The organism is Burkholderia sp. Ax-1719 (assembly GCF_011753055.1).
GTDB lineage: Bacteria > Pseudomonadota > Gammaproteobacteria > Burkholderiales > Burkholderiaceae > Paraburkholderia.
The window spans coordinates 87,929-108,286 of the sequence record NZ_VWWJ01000017.1 but is presented as its reverse complement, the minus strand read 5'-3'; the positions used below and the strand labels follow the sequence as shown (position 1 = coordinate 108,286).

Annotated in this window: 21 protein-coding genes and 1 tRNA gene; 12 read left to right on the top strand and 10 right to left on the bottom strand. The window is 63.3% G+C overall.

What is annotated here, in order from left to right:
- Positions 1-23 precede the first annotated feature (23 nt).
- Complete coding sequence (gene recA / locus F3J17_RS24520) at positions 24-1,100, bottom strand: recombinase RecA (RefSeq protein ID WP_167065074.1); 1,077 nt, start codon at positions 1,098-1,100, stop codon at positions 24-26.
- 282 nt (positions 1,101-1,382) lie between these two features.
- Here recA and F3J17_RS24515 point away from each other — a divergent pair, with 282 nt between their 5' ends.
- From F3J17_RS24515 to F3J17_RS24500, 4 genes are all read left to right on the top strand, one after another.
- Positions 1,383-2,147 carry a response regulator transcription factor gene (locus tag F3J17_RS24515; protein ID WP_167065071.1) on the top strand — a complete coding sequence of 255 codons (765 nt, stop codon included), beginning with the start codon at positions 1,383-1,385 and terminating at the stop codon, positions 2,145-2,147.
- Positions 2,148-2,156: 9 nt separating this feature from the next.
- Complete coding sequence (locus tag F3J17_RS24510; protein ID WP_167065068.1) at positions 2,157-3,701, top strand: sensor histidine kinase; 1,545 nt, start codon at positions 2,157-2,159, stop codon at positions 3,699-3,701.
- Between the two features lie 284 nt (positions 3,702-3,985).
- Positions 3,986-5,644, top strand: coding sequence for an MFS transporter (locus F3J17_RS24505; RefSeq protein WP_167065065.1), 1,659 nt, complete (start codon positions 3,986-3,988; stop codon positions 5,642-5,644).
- Positions 5,645-5,748: 104 nt separating this feature from the next.
- Positions 5,749-5,825, top strand: a tRNA-Met gene (locus F3J17_RS24500).
- A 94-nt stretch (positions 5,826-5,919) separates the two neighbouring features.
- On the opposite strand, the gene F3J17_RS24495 is transcribed toward F3J17_RS24500, so the two are convergent.
- From F3J17_RS24495 to F3J17_RS24475, 5 genes are all read right to left on the bottom strand, one after another.
- Entirely contained in the window at positions 5,920-6,354 is a 435-nt protein-coding gene (locus tag F3J17_RS24495; RefSeq protein ID WP_167065062.1) for a transcriptional regulator, read from the bottom strand.
- On the bottom strand, positions 6,342-6,623 hold the full coding sequence (locus F3J17_RS24490; RefSeq protein ID WP_167065059.1) for a type II toxin-antitoxin system HigB family toxin: 282 nt from the start codon (positions 6,621-6,623) through the stop codon (positions 6,342-6,344). The genes F3J17_RS24495 and F3J17_RS24490 overlap by 13 nt, the downstream gene beginning before the upstream one ends.
- 61 nt (positions 6,624-6,684) lie before the next feature.
- Positions 6,685-7,194 (bottom strand): hypothetical protein, encoded by a 510-nt coding sequence (locus tag F3J17_RS24485; RefSeq protein ID WP_167065056.1) that lies wholly within the window; start codon positions 7,192-7,194, stop codon positions 6,685-6,687.
- A 242-nt stretch (positions 7,195-7,436) separates the two neighbouring features.
- A complete protein-coding gene (locus F3J17_RS24480) occupies positions 7,437-8,447 on the bottom strand; it encodes a sensor domain-containing diguanylate cyclase (protein WP_167065053.1) in 1,011 nt (336 codons plus the stop codon).
- Between the two features lie 168 nt (positions 8,448-8,615).
- The gene (locus tag F3J17_RS24475; RefSeq protein WP_167065050.1) at positions 8,616-9,269 is read right to left on the bottom strand and encodes an FCD domain-containing protein; all 654 of its coding nucleotides are present in this window, start codon (positions 9,267-9,269) and stop codon (positions 8,616-8,618) included.
- A gap of 148 nt (positions 9,270-9,417) precedes the next feature.
- On the opposite strand from F3J17_RS24475, the gene dgoD reads away from it, so the two are divergent.
- Positions 9,418-10,566, top strand: coding sequence for a galactonate dehydratase (gene dgoD, locus F3J17_RS24470; RefSeq protein WP_167065043.1), 1,149 nt, complete (start codon positions 9,418-9,420; stop codon positions 10,564-10,566).
- A gap of 321 nt (positions 10,567-10,887) precedes the next feature.
- A complete protein-coding gene (locus F3J17_RS24465) occupies positions 10,888-11,187 on the top strand; it encodes a hypothetical protein (RefSeq protein WP_167065040.1) in 300 nt (99 codons plus the stop codon).
- A 68-nt stretch (positions 11,188-11,255) separates the two neighbouring features.
- Here F3J17_RS24465 and F3J17_RS24460 read toward each other — a convergent pair whose 3' ends face one another.
- The gene (locus tag F3J17_RS24460) at positions 11,256-12,182 is read right to left on the bottom strand and encodes a CopD family protein (RefSeq protein ID WP_167065037.1); all 927 of its coding nucleotides are present in this window, start codon (positions 12,180-12,182) and stop codon (positions 11,256-11,258) included.
- Positions 12,183-12,210: 28 nt separating this feature from the next.
- On the opposite strand from F3J17_RS24460, the gene F3J17_RS24455 reads away from it, so the two are divergent.
- From F3J17_RS24455 to F3J17_RS24435, 5 genes are all read left to right on the top strand, one after another.
- Positions 12,211-12,549: a hypothetical protein gene (locus F3J17_RS24455; RefSeq protein ID WP_167065034.1), complete on the top strand. Its 339-nt coding sequence runs from the start codon at positions 12,211-12,213 to the stop codon at positions 12,547-12,549.
- Positions 12,550-12,750: 201 nt separating this feature from the next.
- Complete coding sequence (locus F3J17_RS24450) at positions 12,751-13,506, top strand: c-type cytochrome (RefSeq protein ID WP_167065031.1); 756 nt, start codon at positions 12,751-12,753, stop codon at positions 13,504-13,506.
- Positions 13,507-13,527: 21 nt separating this feature from the next.
- Positions 13,528-14,823 (top strand): cytochrome c, encoded by a 1,296-nt coding sequence (locus tag F3J17_RS24445; RefSeq protein ID WP_167065028.1) that lies wholly within the window; start codon positions 13,528-13,530, stop codon positions 14,821-14,823.
- Positions 14,824-15,112: 289 nt separating this feature from the next.
- Positions 15,113-15,733 carry a hemolysin III family protein gene (locus F3J17_RS24440; RefSeq protein WP_167065025.1) on the top strand — a complete coding sequence of 207 codons (621 nt, stop codon included), beginning with the start codon at positions 15,113-15,115 and terminating at the stop codon, positions 15,731-15,733.
- Between the two features lie 263 nt (positions 15,734-15,996).
- On the top strand, positions 15,997-17,652 hold the full coding sequence (locus tag F3J17_RS24435) for a DEAD/DEAH box helicase (protein WP_167065022.1): 1,656 nt from the start codon (positions 15,997-15,999) through the stop codon (positions 17,650-17,652).
- A 98-nt stretch (positions 17,653-17,750) separates the two neighbouring features.
- Here the strand turns inward: F3J17_RS24435 and F3J17_RS24430 are convergent, their stop codons facing one another.
- Positions 17,751-18,584 (bottom strand): ferritin-like domain-containing protein, encoded by an 834-nt coding sequence (locus F3J17_RS24430; RefSeq protein ID WP_167065019.1) that lies wholly within the window; start codon positions 18,582-18,584, stop codon positions 17,751-17,753.
- A 349-nt stretch (positions 18,585-18,933) separates the two neighbouring features.
- The gene (locus F3J17_RS24425) at positions 18,934-19,140 is read right to left on the bottom strand and encodes a hypothetical protein (protein WP_167065016.1); all 207 of its coding nucleotides are present in this window, start codon (positions 19,138-19,140) and stop codon (positions 18,934-18,936) included.
- Between the two features lie 367 nt (positions 19,141-19,507).
- Here F3J17_RS24425 and F3J17_RS24420 point away from each other — a divergent pair, with 367 nt between their 5' ends.
- Positions 19,508-19,705 carry a hypothetical protein gene (locus tag F3J17_RS24420; protein ID WP_167065013.1) on the top strand — a complete coding sequence of 66 codons (198 nt, stop codon included), beginning with the start codon at positions 19,508-19,510 and terminating at the stop codon, positions 19,703-19,705.
- A 253-nt stretch (positions 19,706-19,958) separates the two neighbouring features.
- Here the strand turns inward: F3J17_RS24420 and F3J17_RS24415 are convergent, their stop codons facing one another.
- Positions 19,959-20,357, bottom strand: a complete 399-nt coding sequence (locus F3J17_RS24415; protein WP_167065010.1) for a hypothetical protein — start codon at positions 20,355-20,357, stop codon at positions 19,959-19,961.
- Position 20,358: the final 1 nt, after the last annotated feature.

The following is a 20,358-nucleotide window of genomic DNA, read 5'->3' as shown; positions in this document are numbered from 1 at the left end:
ACTGACCGGCACGCTCGCAGACTTTATTCTTCGTCTGCGACTTCGATTTCGCCAGTGGCGTTGGCGCCAGCCGGCATGGCGCTCACGCCAAGCGATTCGCGAATACGGTTTTCGATTTCGCGGGCGATATCGGCGTTTTCACGCAGGAATTCGCGTGCGTTGTCCTTGCCCTGGCCAATGCGTTCGCCGTTATAGCTGTACCACGCACCTGCCTTGTCGACGATCTTGGCCTGCACGCCCAGGTCGATGACTTCGCCCTGACGCGAAATGCCTTCGCCGTAAAGAATGTCGAACACGGCTTCGCGGAACGGCGGCGAGACCTTGTTCTTGACGACCTTCACGCGCGTTTCGCTGCCGATGACTTCGTCGTTCTTCTTGATCGAGCCGATACGGCGGATGTCCAGACGCACCGAGGCGTAGAACTTCAGCGCGTTACCGCCCGTGGTGGTTTCCGGGTTGCCGAACATCACGCCGATCTTCATACGAATCTGGTTGATGAAAATCACCATGCAGTTCGTCTTCTTGATCGAGCCGGTGAGCTTGCGCAGCGCCTGCGACATCAGACGCGCCTGCAGACCCGGCAGCGAGTCGCCCATTTCGCCTTCGATTTCGGCCTTCGGCACCAGTGCCGCGACCGAGTCGACCACGATCATGTCGATCGAGCCCGAGCGCACCAGTGCGTCGACGATTTCGAGCGCCTGTTCGCCCGTGTCCGGCTGCGAAATGAGCAGTTCCGGCACGTTCACGCCAAGCTTGGAAGCGTATTGCACGTCGAGCGCGTGTTCCGCGTCGATGAACGCTGCCGTGCCGCCGATCTTTTGCAGTTCGGCGATCACCTGCAGCGTGAGCGTGGTCTTGCCCGACGATTCCGGACCGTAGATCTCGACCACACGGCCGCGCGGCAGACCGCCCACGCCGAGTGCGATGTCGAGGCCGAGCGAGCCGGTGGAGACCACCTGGATGTCCTCGACCGCTTCGCCGTCGCCGAGTCGCATGATCGACCCTTTGCCGAACTGCTTTTCGATCTGCGCGAGCGCGGCGGCCAGCGCCTTGCTCTTCTCAGCAGTCAGCCCAGCCGAGCCTTTCTTGCTATCTTCCATGAATCGTCCTTTGCTATGATGAACGGCGTCTGATGACGATGCACGCGGCCGCCGGCGGCACTTGAGTGGCGGATGGCGAGCGGTGCTAACGAACCCAGACACTGTATAAAAAAACAGTAGTTTTGGCAAGCACGTTTTCAACTAACGCGCGTGCCGAAACCGCGAATTTCGGAGACCGCCGTACGCCGCCCTGTCAGGCCCCAAGCCTGCGAACGCGGCGCCGGTGCTGCGAAGCGCGCCCAGCCAGCTCCCGGGACGCTTCGAAGGCAACGCTTGCGCACCATGCGAATCCTCATTGCCGAAGACGACAGCATACTCGCGGACGGTCTGGTCCGATCACTCCGCCAATCGGGCTATGCCGTTGATCACGTGCGTACCGGCGTGGATGCCGATACCGCCTTGTCGATGCAGACTTTCGACCTGCTGATCCTCGATCTGGGCCTGCCAAAAATGCCCGGTCTGGAAGTGCTGCGACGTTTGCGCGCGCGCAATTCCAACCTCCCCGTTCTGATCCTCACCGCCGCCGACAGCGTGGACGAGCGCGTCAAAGGGCTCGATCTGGGCGCCGACGACTACATGGCCAAGCCCTTCGCGCTCAACGAACTGGAAGCGCGCGTGCGCGCCCTCACCCGGCGCGGCGCGGGCGGCGGCCCGACGGTCGTGCGTCACGGCGCGCTGTCGTTCGATCAGGTGGGGCGCGTCGCGCGCATCCATGAGCAGGTGCTCGATCTGTCGGCGCGCGAACTCGGTGTGCTCGAAGTGCTGCTGCAGCGGCTCGGGCGACTGGTGTCGAAGGAACAACTGGTCGATCACCTGTGCGAATGGGGCGAAGAAGTCAGCAATAACGCGATCGAGGTCTATGTGCACCGCCTGCGCAAGAAGCTGGAGACGGGCGGCGTGCAGATCGTGACCGTGCGCGGTCTCGGTTATTGCCTGGAAAAAGAGAAGGAAGCCGCCTCGCCTGCCGCGGTCGCGCCCGCGAAACCGGCGCATGCGGAGCCTCAGACCGCCGCGCCCGTCATGCCGTCCAGCCACTACTTCAAATAAGCAGGCACGATGGCCGATCCGGCTCTCGACGACGAAGCGCGCGACGCCCGCTACGCCAATCCGTTCGCCCCGCCCGACGAAGCCGAAGCCACCGCCGCGGCGCGCCCGCGCTCCCTCTTCGGCGAAATCCTCGACTGGATGCTCGCGCCGCTGCTGCTGCTCTGGCCAATGAGCATCGCGGTCACGTATCTGGTTGCCAAATCGATCGCCAACGGCCCGTTCGACCGCGCGCTAGAAACCGACGCCTACGTGCTCGCGCGCCAGATCCACCCAGTCAACGGCGTGGCCGAACTGACGCTGCCCGACTCCACACGCGACTTCCTGCGCGCCGATAACGTCGACAGCGTCTATTACCAGGTGCTCGGCAGCCGCGGGGAACTGGTGGGCGGCGACCGCGACATGCCGCTGCCGCGCGACGACGATCGCCCCTCGCCCGGCCTCGTCGAATTCCGCGACGATACGCTGCACGGCATCGACATCCGCGTGGCCTATACGACGGTCGAGCCGCCGCACCTTGCCGGCTCGCAGGCCGTACTGGTGCAGGTTGCGGAAACGCTCGACAAGCGCCGCGCGCTCGCCAACGACATCATCAAAGGCGTGATCCTGCCGCAGTTCGTGATCTTGCCGCTCGCGATCCTGCTGGTGTGGTTCGGCCTCTCGCGCGGGCTCGCGCCGCTGCATGCGCTGCAATCGAACATGCGCATGCGCCGCCCCGACGATCTTTCGCCGCTGGAAGCGCGCCGCGCGCCGCCCGAAATCGAGCCGCTTGTGACCTCGTTCAACGATCTGCTTACGCGGCTCGAACAGAACATGGAACTGCAAAAGCGCTTTATCGCCGATGCCGCGCATCAGATGAAGACGCCGCTCGCGGGCCTGCGCACCCAGGCCGAACTTGCGCTGCGCCAGGACGCGTCGCCCGAGGTGCATCGCTCGCTCGAACAGATCGCGATGAGTTCCGAACACGCGGCGCGGCTGGTGACGCAACTGCTGGCGCTCGCACGCGCGGAGAACCGCATGTCGGGGCAGGTCTTCACGCCCGTCGATGTCACCGAAGTCGCGCGTCATGCGGTGCGCGACTGGGTGCAGCCCGCGCTCGCGCGGCAGATGGACCTGGGCTATGAAGGCCCGGACGAAACCCACCCGGATAATGCGGAAAACGCCGACGCCCCGTCAGCGGCCGTGTTCGTCGACGGCAATCCGGTGATGCTGCGCGAGCTGCTGTCGAACCTGATCGACAACGCGATCCGCTACACGCCGCCGGGCGGCCGCATCACCGTGCGCGTGCGGCCCGAGCCCCTTGCGCGCGCGGTGCATCTGGAAGTGGAAGACACGGGCATCGGCATTCCGGTGGCCGAGCGCGAGCGCGTGCAGGAGCGCTTCTACCGCATTCTGGGCCGCGATGGCGAAGGCAGCGGTCTGGGTCTGGCCATCGTGCGCGAGATCGCGACGATGCACGGCGGCACGCTCGCCATCGACGATCACGTCTATCAGGAAACGCCGCGCCTGGCAGGAACGCTGGTGCGCGTGACGTTGCGCCTGCGCCCTTCAAACTGACACGCATGGGCCAAACCTGACGCCAAGAGCGTCAGAAACCGGCATGGGACTTTCCCTTAGCGGCGCGCCGCCAATCGCCAGCGAACAAACTCGATCAAGACAATTAGACCAATATTGAGCAACATAGGCATCACGTTGCGCACACTTGGAAGCATCACGCACGTTGTTCGCCGTTACCCGAACGTGCCCTCAAACGTCAGAACCCCGTAAGTTTCCATTCCAATAATGCTGCGCAGGACCGCCTCGAACGCGGGCCCACACGCACATCAAAACTGGAGACACATATGGCAACCGTTGGCGGACAAGTCTCGCACGCGCCGATGACCCGCGACGAAAAACGCGTGATCTTCGCGTCGTCGCTCGGCACCGTGTTCGAGTGGTACGACTTCTATCTGGCCGGCTCGCTCGCGGCCTTCATCAGCAAGAGCTTCTTCTCCGGCGTCAATCCCACTGCGGGCTTCATCTTCACGCTGCTCGGCTTCGCGGCGGGCTTCGCGGTGCGCCCGTTCGGCGCAATCGTGTTTGGCCGCCTGGGCGATCTGGTGGGCCGCAAACATACGTTCCTCGTCACCATCGTCATCATGGGTCTGTCGACTTTCGTGGTCGGCTTCCTGCCGGGTTATGCGTCGATCGGCATTGCCGCGCCAGTGATCTTCATCCTGATGCGCCTGCTGCAAGGCCTCGCGCTCGGCGGTGAGTACGGCGGCGCGGCCACCTATGTCGCGGAACACGCACCGCCCGGACGCCGCGGCTTCTACACCGCGTGGATCCAGACGACCGCCACGCTCGGCCTGTTCCTGTCGCTGCTCGTGATTCTGGGCGTGCGCACGACGGTGGGCGAAGAAGCGTTCGGCGCATGGGCCTGGCGCGTGCCGTTCATCGCCTCGATCCTGCTGCTTGCGGTGTCCGTGTGGATTCGCCTGCAACTCCATGAATCCCCGGCTTTCGAGCGCATCAAGGCCGAAGGCAAGGTGTCGAAGGCGCCGCTCAAGGAAGCGTTCGGTCAGTGGATGAACCTCAAGATCGTGATTCTCGCGCTGATCGGCGTGACGGCAGGCCAGGCCGTGGTCTGGTACACGGGCCAGTTCTACGCGCTGTTCTTCCTGACGCAGACGCTCAAGGTGGACGGCGCCAGCGCCAACATCCTGATCGCGCTGGCGCTGTTGATCGGCACGCCGTTCTTCCTGTTCTTCGGCTCGCTGTCGGACAAGATCGGCCGCAAACCGATCATCATGGCCGGCTGCCTGATCGCGGCGCTCACCTACTTCCCGCTCTTCAAGGCGCTCACGCACTACGCGAACCCGGCGCTCGAAGCCGCGACCGCGCGTGCGCCGATCGTCGTGATCGCGAATCCCGACGAATGCTCGTTCCAGTTCAACCCGGTGGGCACCTCGAAGTTCACGTCGTCGTGCGATATCGCCAAGAGCGCGCTGTCGAAGGCCGGTCTGAACTACTCGAACGTGGCCGCCCCGGCGGGCACGCTCGCGCAGATCAAGGTGGGCGACACGACCATCGACACCTATAACGGCAAGGCGCCAGGCGCGAAGGAGGCGGGCGCGGCGTTCGACAAGACGCTCTCGGGCGCATTGAAGAGCGCGGGTTATCCGCTCAAGGCCGACCCCGCTCAACTCAACTGGCCGATGACGGTGGTGATCCTCACCATCCTCGTGATCTTCGTGACGATGGTGTACGGGCCGATCGCGGCGATGCTGGTCGAAATGTTCCCGACGCGGATCCGCTATACGTCGATGTCGCTGCCCTATCACATCGGCAATGGCTGGTTCGGCGGCTTCCTGCCCGCGACGGCGTTCGCGATCGTGGCGGCGCGCGGCGATATCTACTCGGGGCTCTGGTATCCGATCATCATCGCGCTGGCGACGTTTGTGATCGGCATGCTGTTCGTGAAGGAGACCAAGGACTCGGATATCTACGCGCAGGATTAGCGATCTGGCAACGCGCGGTTCCGGCGATGGTCCCGGCGTCCTGAAAAAGTTTTGCGAAAGCGCTTGACAGGGTGTCGGGGACCATACATAATCTTTCTTCTCAAGGCGAATTAGCTCAGCCGGTTAGAGCGACGGAATCATAATCCGCAGGTCCGGGGTTCGAATCCCTGATTCGCCACCAAATGCGAAAGCCGCTGTTTCGAAAGAAACAGCGGCTTTTTCTATTTCTCGTGCGCATCGCGTGAATCTCTTCGCGACACGCGGCGATGATAGTCTCAGTAGGCCGGAAAGAAAGCGGCAGGACTCACATGAAAGCGGCGAGATAACTCACCAATTTGGCGTGCGTTCAGCTCCCGCTTTCCACTCAGTATTTCTGACACGACTCCCTGGCTGCCAATCTCAGGCAAATCAGATTGCTTGACATCATTCGCCAGCATCAACTCCTTCAATACAACAGCCGGCGATGCATCGGGCAGTCGATAGTGCACATCATCGTACTCGCTGATGAAGTCGCCCAGCGTATCGACAAGGGAAGCCAACCGATGGCCTTCATCGGCTGCACCGGCGTCCAACAAAGCGTTGAGCGCACGAACCGCGAAATCATATTCAACGTCCGAATGGATCGGATGGAGCGGCACTTTCTCCGAGATAGCCTCGAAATGCACGGCCAGCTCCTCGATATCGTTCCGTGAAAAACTCAAGGCTTCCATTTGTCGTACTCCTTGTGCGTAAAAACATGGCGCACGTATAGCTTCTGGGCGTTGAAATGTACCGCAGCTACCAGTCTGAATTTGTTGCCACCGATATCGAACACGTAAAACGCGCCGACCTTATCAGTAGCATTGAAGGCGCGCTTCAATTCCGCGAAATTAGCGAATACTCCAGCCTCAATCGTCTTGCGCCAGATCTGCAACGGAACGCCCGCATCAGGCTGCTCAGCGGCAAAGTCGGTCAAGGCTTTATTGGAGATCACTCGCATATTCGAACATTATCTCAATTTGAGATTTTCACCCAAGCATTGTTACAAAACAATCACTTAGCTACGCCGAAGACATTCCCGCAAAGAAACCCACGAGCTTTTGCCTGATCAGAACTTTTTGAAGCGACGCGGCCTCCGCTTCGGTTAGCGACACCAGAATCTGACCGCCTCGAATCAGAAACAGCTGGCCACCATCGCCGAGCGCGCAGGTGACGCTCCCTGCACCCGCACCTGCGGCTACCTGCCCAGTCTCGCCGCTCACAACAGCCTCAACCGGACCGACGGAATTTGCTGCTCGCCTCGCAACAGGCTTGCGTCTCGCCTTTTTCGACGCCTTCTTGACCGGACCACCGAAAACGCTCGTTTGGGCGGTAACGCCCAAAGCAGGCGCAATCACTTCACTCGCATCAACGACACGTTGATTGACTCGCGTAACCGAATCGCCGTTTATTTGATCGGGTAGGTAATATGCGTTGACATGACGGGCTCCCTGCAACACGCGCTCGGTCAAGACGCGGCCGCTGCGGATAAGCGGCCACATATCGGCAGTGACTCTGCCCGGATCAGCCATCCCGAGGTGCTCCGCAATCTGGGCGGAGGTTGCTCCAGGTCGCTGCCGGATCAACTCAAGGATTTCAGCTCGACGACTAGGGCGACGCTTCGAGGCTCGTGCCATTTCCTGACTCCTCACTGAACGACTGGCGCTTGATTGCGCAGCACGTATCAGGATGGCAGCCACCGGAAAAATTAACCGTGAAATTCAAGCTTTGTTCGCTTCAGCGCAAACCCAGCTCGCTTTACCTCACGTCCCCCTCACCCCACCACCTTCCTCCCCCGCTTCGCCACATACATGGCCTTATCGGCGAGATCGATGAGTTCGGTCATGTCCACGCCATCCTCAGGCAGCACGGCAACCCCCACGCTCACACCCAGTTCGATCGTCTGTCCTTCGAACTCGAACGGCTCGCTCACCTTGTCGGTAATTCTTTGCGAATACGCCTGCGCGTCGAGCCGGTCTTCGATGCCCGGCAGAATCATCGCGAACTCATCGCCGCCCACCCGCGCCGCGGTATCCACGCGCCGGCTGCTGCTCGCGATGCGCTGCGCCGTTTCCTTGATCGCCGCGTCGCCGGCGCGATGGCCGTAGCGGTCGTTGATCGGCTTCAAGCCATCCATGTCGAGATTCAGCACACCCAGCCCGCCCGCCGAACGCACCGCCAGATCCACCGATTGACGCAGGCGGTCATAGAACAGCGCGCGGTTCGGCAAGCCGGTCAGCGCATCGTGCGTCGCGCGCATATAAAGCTCGCTGGTTTCATGTCGCGCAGCGTGGAACATCGCCGCCGCGATCAGCCCCGACATGAGCGACAGCGCCGCGATATCGTCGTCGCTGAAGGCGCTCACTTCGGGCGCGACCACTTTCAGCACGCCCACCGTCGTTTCCATGTGCTTGAGCGGCGTCACGATCATCGATCGCAGTCCCGCGCGGCGGCAGGCTTCACGATCCACACGCGGGTCGTCTTCGGAATCGTCGCAGCGCAGTATTTCTCCCGTGCTCACACACAGCCCCGAAAGACTCGAACCACGCGCGAGGCGCAGACCCAGCATGCTCGCCACGCTGCCCGAGGCCGCGCGATAAACCATGTCGTCGCCTTCGGCGAGTTCGACCACGGCGCCCTGCGCGCCCGTGAGCAATTCGGCGCGCTCCGCCACGAAAGACATCACGCCGCCCAGGTCGAGGCCAAGGCGCGCGATGTCCGATTGCGCGCGGATGATTTCGAGGAGCGTTGCGTTGTCGAGTTGCGGGCCGCCAGGTGCGTTCATGTTCGTGTCAAACGTTTGCGGAAAGGGATCAGCGGCGAAAAGCGCTGGATTCGTTGCCTACGGTGTCGTAAGGCGCGGCACGCGATGTGCGCGCAGAAGCATAGCAAACTCGCGCACCTCGCCGATAAGCGTGATCGGGAAGATTTGTCGGGGAGATTCCCTGGCTAGCTAGCCTTCGATGCGTTCGCGCGTCACGCGCAGCAGCGCGGCCATTGCGTCGCGCGCGGCGCTGGCGTCGCGGCGGGCAATCGCATCGGCGACGAGGGTGTGGTCGGGCAACGCGGCGTTGAAGACGTCGGCGCGTTTTGCGTTCACGCGCAACTGCCCTTCGAGCGTGCGCCCGATCAGCACGCCCAGCGGCACCAGCAATTCGTTGCGGCACGCGCCCAGCACGGCCAGATGAAAGCGCAGATCGGCGCGCACCCATTCGTCGACATTGCGCGCGGCGGCCATCGCGTTATGCGCTTCGTCGATGCGCGCAAGCGCAGCGGCGTCGTGCGCGCTCGCGGCCAGTCCCGCCGCGTACGGCTCGATCATCTCGCGCATTTCCTGGAGCTTGAGCGCGAACGCGAGCGGCGGCGCGACGCGCGCGTACCAGTCGAGCAGATCGGCGTCGAGCAGGTTCCACGCGGCGCGCTCGCGCACGCGCGTGCCCACCTTGGGCCGCGATTCGACGAGTCCTTTCGACGTCAGCGTGCGCAGCGCCTCGCGCAGCACCGTGCGGCTCACGTCGAAGCGCTCCATGAGTTCGGCTTCGCGCGGCAGGATTTCGCCGGGCGCATGGTCGCCGCGCAGGATCGCGCTGCCGAGTTCGAAGGCCACCGTGCCGTGCAGATCGCGCTGAATGGCTATTCTCCTGGATATTGGGAATCGATGCGAAATAATACTATTAATAGCACTTTAACGCGAGTTTTGCAGTAGCATGTGCGTCACTACCGATCACTACCGCCCAAGTAACTGGAGACACCGCATGAAAATCACCAAGCTCGAAACCTTCGTCGTGCCGCCGCGCTGGCTGTTTCTCAAGATCGAAACGGACGAAGGCATCGTCGGTTGGGGCGAGCCGATCGTCGAAGGCCGCGCCCACACGGTCGAGGCCGCCGTGCAGGAACTCGCCGATTACCTCATCGGCAAGGACCCGCTGCTGATCGAAGACCACTGGCAGGTGATGTATCGCGCGGGCTTCTATCGCGGCGGCCCGATCACGATGAGCGCGATTGCAGGCGTCGATCAGGCTTTGTGGGACATCAAGGGCAAGCATCACGGCGTGCCCGTGCACGCACTGCTCGGCGGTCAGGTGCGCGACAAGATCAAGGTCTATTCGTGGATTGGCGGCGACCGTCCGAGCGATGTCGCGAACAATGCGCGCGCCGTGGTCGATCGCGGCTTCAAGGCCGTCAAGATGAACGGTTCGGAAGAGCTGCAGATCATCGATACGTGGGACAAGGTGCAGGGCGTGATCGACAACGTCGCGGCCGTGCGCGAGGCGGTCGGGCCGAATGTGGGTATCGGCGTGGACTTCCATGGCCGTGTGCACAAGCCGATGGCCAAGGTGCTGGCGAAGGAACTCGATCCGTACAAGCTGATGTTCATCGAGGAGCCGGTGCTCTCGGAGAACGTCGAGGCGCTGCGCGACATCGTCAACCAGACCAGCACGCCGATCGCGCTGGGCGAGCGTCTGTACTCGCGCTGGGACTTCAAGCACATTCTGGCGAACGGTTTCGTCGACATCATCCAGCCGGACGCTTCGCACGCGGGCGGTATCACCGAATGCCGCAAGATCGCGTCGATGGCCGAAGCCTACGACGTGGCCGTGGCGCTGCACTGCCCGCTTGGGCCGATCGCGCTCGCCACCTGTCTGCAGATCGACGCGGTGAGCTACAACGCGTTCATCCAGGAGCAGAGCCTGGGCATCCACTACAACAAGGGCAACGATCTGCTCGACTACATCAAGAATCCGGAAGTGTTCAAGTATGAAGACGGCTTCGTGTCGATTCCGCAGGGTCCGGGTCTCGGTATCGAGGTGAACGAGGAGAAGGTGCGCGAGATGGCGAAGACCGGCCACCGCTGGCGCAATCCGGTCTGGCGCCACGAGGACGGCAGCGTCGCCGAGTGGTGACCGGATGGTGATCGAGTGGTGATGCGCGCAACAAAGTCCGCGCAATGTTACGGCGTTACGTGACGGCCCTCGCGGGCCACGTTTCAGCGTCGTAACGTTTCAGGCCGTTTTTTGGCTTGCAGGCCGCGTAGTGCCCCTGGGCGCTCGCGGCCTGTGTCGTTTCCGCACATAACGATTTCTCGCGCGAAGCCGCGTGGCATAAGGCTTTCGCGCTACATCGAAACCGCTGTACGCCTTGCCTGGCGCGGCACACGCGCCGCTGGCCTGCTCCTTGCTGAATCCCCTGTGAGACCAACACAAAAAGCTACAGGGGATAACAACATGGACACCATGCTCCCGGACTACCTGATCCGTGAACAGGCCGCCGTGCTCGCACTCGTCGTCTTTGGCCTGACGCGCATCATTGCCGCCGCCGTCGCCTGCACGCGCGGCTGGCGCATCGCGGTACTCGAACAAAGCTTTATCGGCGTGGCGATTCTCTGGTGCGCGCCGCAACTGATCGATCTGATCGCGCATCCGTCGTCGGTGGCGGCACTTGCGGAACTCGAAGGCAAGGCCATCGGCTGCGCGATGGCCCTGTTCTTCTCGCCGATTCTCAGCCACCGGCTGGGCTATGAGTGACGGCTGGGTTTAAGCAAGACGCGTGAGCGCGCAACGTTAGCTCAGCGCCACGCTTTCCAGGCGACGTTTCAGCCCTGCAACACGTAGCCCGGCACGCTGTGCGCGAGCGCGGCCGCCACCACCAGCACGGCCATCATCACGAGCGCTTCGAGATGCAGCACGTTGACGAAGCGCCGGGCCGCGCCGGTCGAGGCCGCACGGCGCAGTTCGGGCATCGCCACCATGCGGTTGAAGCCGCCTAGCAGCAGCGCCAGCGCCACGAGCGCAAGTTTGGCGAGCAGTACGTGACCCCACGTGCTGACCTCCAGCGCCTCGATCGAGCCACCGGTGCCGCGAATGCCGTTGAACACGCCCGTCGCCAGCACGAGGCCGACGGCGAACAGCGCCACGTTCGACACCTGCCCGGCCGTGCGGATCAGCACGCCGCGCGCCGTCGATGCGCCCAGCGCGGGCAGCACCGCCAGCCCGCCCGCCATCACGATGCCGCTCCAGGCGCTCGCGCTCAACACGTGCAGCGTGTGCAGACCCAGCGCCGCCGAGGCGAAGCCCGCGTCGGCCGCATGACCGAGACCCGCGCGCCCCGCCGCCACCACGATGATCGCCAGCCACATCACGCCGTCACGCAGCGGACTGTTCGATGCGAGCGCCGTTGCCAGCAGCACGAGCGCGCCGGCAAACGCGATGCTCCACGCATGGCCCACGTGCGTCTGCGTGAGCACGGTCGAGATCACGCCGAATGCGCCCGGCAGTGTTTCGCCGCTGATCGACGCGCTTTCGTACAGCAGCCACATGGCGAGCGCGACGACCAGCACGAGCGAGGCCGCACGCAGCGAGCGTTGCGCGCGCAGCCAGGCCAGGCGCGCGGGCGCGACGGCGCTGCGGGCGTCCTTCTCCAGCCAGGCGCCATATAGCGCGGAGCCCAGCGCGAAGGCATAGGCGAGATTCACGAGGGCGGCCATCGCGACCTGCCCGATCCAGAGCCAGTCAGCTTTCATCGCGCGGCGTCCTCCCGCGGCTGGAGGCATGGACGCGATCGAGCGGGCGAAACGCAGCACGCGCGCTCATCAAGGCGCGCTTGCGAGATCGAAACGGGAAGCGTGGAAAGTGCAATTGGAGTCATCGAGACAAGTGGCAAGGAAACAACAAGGATTCAGCAGCCAGGCAGGCCAGGCAGTCGTGGGCAAGGTTCAGGGCAAGCGGCGCGCCTTTTCGGGACGCGCCTGCTTCGATAGCCGAAGCACCGATCGGTTCAACGTCGGCATCATCGTTATCTCGAAAGTTGGGATGGCCGACGCGAAAAATCATCGCAAAAGGCAGGGACAATCCCGAGTCACGGATCGGCTAACAGGTGCAGAATCATAACCGGCGTCGTTGCGACCATCCGCCGCGTTCGAGTTCGGGCAAGCCCGCGTTGGCGGCCCCTCGGCAGTTGTGGCAAAAAGTCTCTATCGGGTCGCGATGATCAAGTTGGCTGCGTCGCCGCAGCGCGCACGGTCTCTTCGCTTTCATCGCGCGCAGCCTCAAGCCGGGCCGCACGAAGCCTGGTCAGGTCCACGATAAAGAATGGAGTCACGCGTGTCCCCAAGACGTATCCTCCGACCGCTCATTGCCCTCGTCGCGCCGCTGGGAGCCGCACTGCTATTCGGCACGACCGGAATCTTCAGCGCAGCGTCCGCACAGACCCCGCAACCGAAAGCCCCCGACACGATCGAATCGCGCGTGCAGGGCTGCACCGCCTGTCACGGCTCGCACGGCCAGGGAACGGACAACGACTACTTCCCGCGCCTGGCCGGCAAACCCGCCGAGTATCTCTACAACCAGTTGATGAATTTTCGTGACGGGCGCCGCAAGTACCCTCCGATGAATTACCTGGTCACCTATCTCTCCGACGAATATCTGCACGAGATCGCCACGTACTTCTCGCAGCAGCGGCCGCCCTATCCCCCGCCTGCGAAGCCGAACGTCGGCGACAGCGTGCTCGCGCGCGGCGAGGCCATCGTGATGCACGGCGATGCGGCGCGGCAGGTGCCCGCGTGCGTCGCCTGTCACGGCGGCAAGCTCACCGGCATGGAGCCGGCGATTCCGGGGCTGGTCGGGCTGCATGCGGACTACATGAGCGCGCAGATCGGCGCATGGCGTTCGGGTTCGCGTCATGCCAAGGCGCCCGACTGCATGCACGAGATCGCCACACGCCTCACCGACGACGATGTGAACGCGGTGGCGGCCTGGCTCTCGACGCAAAATGCGCCGCAAAATCCCGTGCCGGCAGCGGCTGGCTCGTTGAAGACGCCGCTTGCCTGCGGCAGCGAACCGCAATAACGCGCCGGGGGAGACAGCCATATGAACCGCAAGTCCCTGTTCGCCCTGTCCGCAGTCGTGTTCGCCGCCGCCGCGGCGCTCGTGCCCGTGCTGTGGACCGGCAACACCTATCTGCACAACAGCTCGGCGCAAGCGGCCACGCCCGCCGATCAGTCCGATCTCATCAAGAAGGGCGAGTATCTCGCCCGCGCCGGCGACTGTATCGCCTGCCACACGGTGCGCGGCGGCAAGATCTTCGCGGGCGGCCTGCCGATGGCGACGCCGTTCGGCACGCTCTACACGCCGAACATCACGCCCGACGACAAAGCCGGCATCGGCAAATGGAGCGCCGACGACTTCTACCGCGCCATGCACACGGGCCGCTCGAAGGACGGCAGCCTGCTCTATCCGGCCTTCCCGTTCACGAGCTACACGAAGGTCTCACGCGCGGATTCAGACGCGATCTACGCCTATCTGCGCTCGGTGCCGCCGGTGAACGTGCCGAGCCGTCCGCACGAGCTGAAATTCCCGTTCAACAACCGCAATCTGCTGATCGGCTGGCGCACGCTGTTCTTCCGTGAAGGCGAGTACAAGCCCGATCCCACCAAGTCGGTCGAGTGGAACCGCGGCGCGTATCTGGTCGAAGGGCTGGGCCACTGCGGCATGTGCCATACGTCGATCAACATGATGGGCGCGCCGGTGAATTCCTCGGCGTTCGCGGGCGGGCTGATTCCGCTGCAGAACTGGTACGCGCCCTCGCTCACGTCGAGCGAAGGCGGTCTGGGCGACTGGGACATGAAGGACATTGCGAGCCTGCTCAAGACTGGCGTGTCCGAGCGCGGCGCGGTATTCGGCCCGATGGCGGACGTGATCCACAACAGTCTGCAATACGTCTCCGACGACGACATCCAGGCGATGGCGACCTATCTCAAGACGATTCCGCAGAAGAAGGAAGCGCCCGAGAACATGCAGATGGAAACCTCGGATACGTTCGGCGGCGAACTCTTACAGCAAGGTCAGAAGATCTACCATGACCAGTGTGCAAAGTGTCACGCGGAGAACGGCCTCGGCATGCCGCCGAATTTCCCGCCGCTCGCGAACAACCAGTCGATCCAGATGCACTCGGCTGTGAATCCGATCCGCATGGTGCTCAATGGCGGCTATCCGCCCAGCACGCAGGGCAATCCGCGCCCGTATGGCATGCCGCCGTTCGCGCAAGCGCTGTCGAATCAGGAAGTGGCAGCGGTCGTGACCTTTATTCGCATGTCGTGGGGCAACAAGGGCACGCCGGTGTCTCCACAGCAGGTGGCCGATCTGCGCTCCGCGCCGCTCGACTAGGGTTCGCCCTGCTATAGTGATGCTTGCCTGATAAGGGCGCAGCCGGCAAAACGCCGTCGGCTGCGCCCTTCGCTATTTAGCGGTCCAGGTGTGTTTTCAGGCAGTTTTCGGGCGATTTTTAGCTATAAAACGCCCAGAACAGTTGAACGAACAGTTTTTTAAGCACGGCGCGACAGGCGCACGGAAGCCACGGCAAAGCGGGTTTGCTGCGTTTCCGGTGCCGGATCGGCATGACGACCGGGATCGACATGCCGACGCCACGGGGCAAGAAGAACAAGGAGTTGTCGTCATGCACGCTGGTGAGCGTCTGAACAGCATTACTCACCTCGTGGGCGCAATGTTGTCGATCGCGGGGCTGGTTTCGCTCGTGACGCTCGGCGCGCTCGATCACGACGCGTACAAGGTCGTGAGCTTCGCCGTCTATGGCGCGATGCTGTGCGCGCTGTACACGATTTCCACGCTGTATCACGGTGTGCGCGGTCCGCGCATCAAGGCCGTGCTGCAGAAGTGCGATCATGCCGCGATCTATCTGCTGATCGCGGGCAGCTATACTCCGTTCTCGCTCGTTACGCTGCGCGGGCCGTGGGGCTGGTCGCTCTTCGGCGTGAGCTGGGGGCTTGCCGCGCTCGGCATTGTGCAGGAGCTTACGCTCGGGCGCCGAACGCGAATGTTGTCGATGGTGCTGTACGTGGTGATGGGCTGGCTCGCGCTGGTCGCGGTCAAACCGCTCATCAGCACGCTGCCGCCCGCCGGCACCGCGTGGTTGCTGGCCGGCGGCATCATCTACAGCGTCGGCATTTATTTTTTCGTCAATGACGAACGCATCCGGCACGGACATGGAATCTGGCATCTGTTCGTGCTCGCCGGGAGCGTCTGTCAATTCGTGAGCGTCGCGGGCTACGTCGCCTGACGCGTCGCCTCGGGAAACGTCCCCCGGGAATCCACACGAAGCCCATCGCGCGGCGGCCGCAGTGTCCGCTGCCGTGCGATGCAACCCTATGCCAGCCGATGCTCCCCGGGAGCGTCGACAAGCGGCGCGCGCACTGGCGCGCCGTCCGAAAAAACGCGAGCGGATGCGCGCGCCGGGTTTGCGTAGACAGCAAGCCGCGCCGTGCAGCGCGCCGGATGACGGCTGCGCCCGCCGCCCGCGATACTGCAATACAACAGGTGTTTATGTCTTTTGATTCTCTCGGCTTGTCCGAACCGCTGGTCCGCGCTGTCAACGAACTGGGCTACACCACGCCCACGCCCATCCAGACGCAAGCTATTCCGGCCGTGCTCGGCGGCGGCGACCTGCTCGCCGGCGCGCAGACCGGCACCGGCAAGACCGCCGGCTTCACGCTGCCGATCCTGCAACGCCTGACCGACATGGCGCCCCACGCCAGCGGCAAGCGCGTCGTGCGCGCGCTGATCCTCACGCCCACGCGCGAGCTCGCCGCCCAGGTGGAAGAAAGCGTGCGCGCCTACGGCAAGTACCTGAAGATCAAGTCGACGGTGATGTTCGGCGGTGTTGGCATCAATCCGCAGATCGACGCGCTCAAGCGCGGCGTCGATATCGTGGTGGCCACGCCCGGCCGTCTGCTCGACCACATGCAGCAAAAGACGATCGACCTCTCGCAGCTCGAAATCCTCGTGCTCGACGAAGCCGACCGCATGCTCGACATGGGCTTCATCCACGACATCAAGCGCGTGCTCGCCAAGCTGCCGCCCAAGCGCCAGAACCTGCTGTTCTCGGCTACTTTCGCCGACGAAATCAAGGCGCTCGCCGACAGCCTGCTCGACTCGCCCGCGCTGATCGAAGTCGCGCGCCGCAACACCACGGCGGAAACCGTGGCGCAGAAGGTCTACCCGGTCGATCGCGATCGCAAGCGCGAACTGCTCACGCATCTGATCCGCCAGCACAACTGGTTCCAGGTGCTGGTGTTCACGCGCACCAAGCACGGCGCGAACCGTCTGGCCGAACAGCTGACGAAGGACGACATCAGCGCGCTGGCGATCCACGGCAACAAGAGCCAGTCGGCGCGTACGCGCGCCCTGAGCGAGTTCAAGGACGGCACGCTGCAGGTGCTGGTGGCAACCGACATCGCCGCGCGCGGCATCGACATCGATCAACTGCCGCACGTGGTCAACTTCGATCTGCCGAACGTGCCGGAAGACTACGTGCACCGCATCGGCCGCACGGGCCGCGCGGGTGCGACGGGCGAAGCGGTGTCGCTCGTTTGCGTCGACGAACACCAGCTGCTCAAGGATATCGAGCGCCTCATCAAGCGTCCGGTGCCGCAGGAAGTCATTCCGGGCTTCGAGCCGGATCCGAACGCCAAGCCGGAACCGATCCAGCGTCGTGGCCAGCCGCAAGGCCGTGGTCAGCAGCAAGGTCAGGGACGCGGCCAGCAGCAAGGCCAGGGGCGCGGTGCCTCGCAAGGTGGCAACGGTGGCGGCGCGAAGCCTGCGCAGGGTCGCGGCGAGTCGCGTGGCGGGAACCGTGAAGGCGGCCGCGAGGGTGGCCGTGACGGCAATCGCGCTTCGGCTGGTAGTGGTGGTAACGGTGGCAATGGCGGCAACGGTGGCCAGCGCGCCGCCAAGCCCGCGTCGAACGGCATCCGCACCGCCAAGCCGGTGAAGCAGCAAGGCGCAGCGAACCACGGCGCCAACCCCGGCGCAAACCAGGGCAACCGTGGCGAGCACACGCGCCGCGAAAGCCAGCGCGGCGTGTCGCACGAGAGCGCACTGGGCCGTCCGCAGCGCAAGCCGCAGTCGAACCCCGGCGCCCTGCTCGGCGGCCGTCCGGGCGGCTCGCGTCGCGACGGCAACGGTCAGCGCGATCGTTAAGCTGCACGACAGCACGTCAGCCAGATGAACAAAGGCCCGCTAGTTAGCGGGCCTTTTGTTTTGATCTCTTGATCGGCGCTGAAAAACCAGCGGAAAGATCAGCGGAAAAACACGTGCTGCGTGATCTTCGTGAGCGGGTAATGCACGCTCGGCTGGATGCGCGCGGGCAGGTCGAGCGGCTTGAGCAGCATCTTCACGCACATCTCCGCAGAGAGGTTGTGCCGCACCAGCTTGTTCACGCGCGCCGTCAGCTCGCGGTTATAGGCGACATCCTTCGCGCGATCGGGATAACGCACGGCGAACACGTGACGCAGCGCGATCTCCGAGTCCTCGTTCTTGATCTCCATCACGCGACGCATCAGCGCACCGAGCACGGCCAGACGACCCTGCCCTTCCACCTTGTTGTACTTCTTGAAATACTTGAAAAAGTGCTTGTAGTGGCGCACTTCGTCACTGCGGATGTTGTCGGTAATTTCCTTGAGCACCGGCTCGTCCGAGCATTCGCCGATCGCGCGATAGAGCGTGGCCGTACCCGTCTCCACCACGCAGCGCGCGACCATCTCCAGCGCACGCGTTTTCTCGAATTCTTCGAACGAACAGGTCTTCGAATATTCCTCGAAGAAGTTGTGGAACGCGGTGTCCCAGTCGAATTCCGGCCACACGTAGTTGATGTAGGTCTTCAGCGCGCGACCGTGCTGCATCTCCTCGTGTTCCCACTCGTTGTTGAGCCAGTCGGAGACTTCCGGATCGCCGTTGAAGAACACGCTCAGATTGCTCGTGTACAGATCCGAGCCGCTTTCGATAAACGATGAGGCGCACAACAGCACCATCAGGTCTTCGTTGGCGGCGGCACGCTTGCGGTCGATCCGCGTGAGGTCGATGTCTTCGATGCGCCAAGGCATCACATGACCTGGCTCGTTTTCATTGCGCATTGTGTCGTGCTCCCAAAGCGGTATCGGCCCATGCTGCACCGGTCCTCGCCACCCGGTCTTGCGCCCAGGCCGCGTAGCGAAAGGTACCAGCCCTTTTTACTTCATCTTAGCTGCTGTTTCGCAAAGCTGCAGTCTGAGAGCACAGACCGATCCCGATCCCCACAGTTCCGGGAAGGTTCGACCTGTAAGCCCCTCGTGAGCGGGTAGCCAGACTTATGCAATCTGCTTTGGACAGCGGATTTCGAGCGGCCTTTCAATCGCTTCGGGGTCACGTTTCGCGCTATGCCCGACGGCTGCAGGCGCGCATCAGTTTGCAATCCTGCGCAATCTGCGCGCCTGAAAGCTGGCGTTAAGCCGATGTCGCACCAAAACGCATAACTGAGGAATCCTTCCACATTTGCGCCTTGACGATGTGCACCCCGCGCTTTCGATGCTCGCGAAGCATGACGTACGCGTCGATGAACATCGGCAACGACGCATGGCGCATCGCATCGAACCTGCCCTCACGAGACGGCGCGAACCATTGCGCATTCTTGCGTCGCGGCACGAACTTCAAGTGAAATCAAGGATCTGCGCGCACGCCTCGACCGCCGCGGGAGGCAGCGATTGTCAAATGGAATATTTTTGGGGTGTGGTTTGTACAACGCAGCGCGTTTGCCTACACTGCAGTTCCCCGGCGCCGATCCAGGCTGGATGCCGTTTTGTTATTTCGGTTGATTCGTCGCTGCTTCGTCACTTCGCCTTGCCATGGTGATGATGCACGACAGCAAACGACAGGAAACAACCACTGCAAACGGTCCGCCCATCCGGCACGCGCATCGCGCCGTCGCAGGCTTTCACGCACGCCCACCGCATGACTGTCAGCACGCCGCCCCAGCCCGGCCGCGTTCGTTGACCTCTGATGCGGCAACACGGAGAGAAAGATGCTGAGTCCGCATGAATTCGCCACCCTGCTGCTAGTGAAGGACGCGCCCAACCAGATCGACATGGAACGCGAAGAACTGGACGCCCTCCTCGAACACCAGCTCGTCCAACTGGAACGCCTCGCCTCCGGCCTCCAGCAATGGCGACTGACCGAAATCGGCGACTCTGCGTTGCGCGCGATTAAACGGTGCTCCTGAATCGGGCGACCTGTCCGATTTGTCCGCTACTCATCGACGATTGCTGTTTGCTGAATTCTCTCGACCTGCACGGACGCCGGGATCGTCTGTCAGAACGCGGTGTCGAGCCCATCCCCGATGCAGGCGCACGGCTGTAGACGTTCGCGCCTGCAGTGCATGGTCACGCGGACCCGCGCGCTTCATGCCCGCGTGACCATTTTTTTCCCGCAGTGAGTGCGCTCTCGCGCTCGCTCAAAATTCGCTCATCGCTTGATCACCCGCCGCGCAGAGTCGGGTCTGCCGACGCGCGCCACGTCACAGCCTGCGCACGCTGCGCATTGAGATAGGTGATCCACGCATTACGCGCCTGCGCGTCGCCGCCCGGCGCGGAGTAGTGCTGTGCAAGACCCGCCTGGAAACCGCAGAACTGATCCTGCGTCAGCTTGCCGTGGCGGTTCGCGACATACGCGTCATAGACCGCCGAATAGACCGCGTGCGTGTCCGCGCCGTAATCGCGCTGCCCGGCGCCGCACATCTGCTGCAGATCGGCGAAGGCCGGCGCACGCCATCCACCGACCAGCCCCGACGTATTCGCGCATCCGGCCGTCATGCCCACCACGCCCGTCACGCCCGCCATCAGCACCGCCGCGCCGATCACCGCAAGTCCACGCATC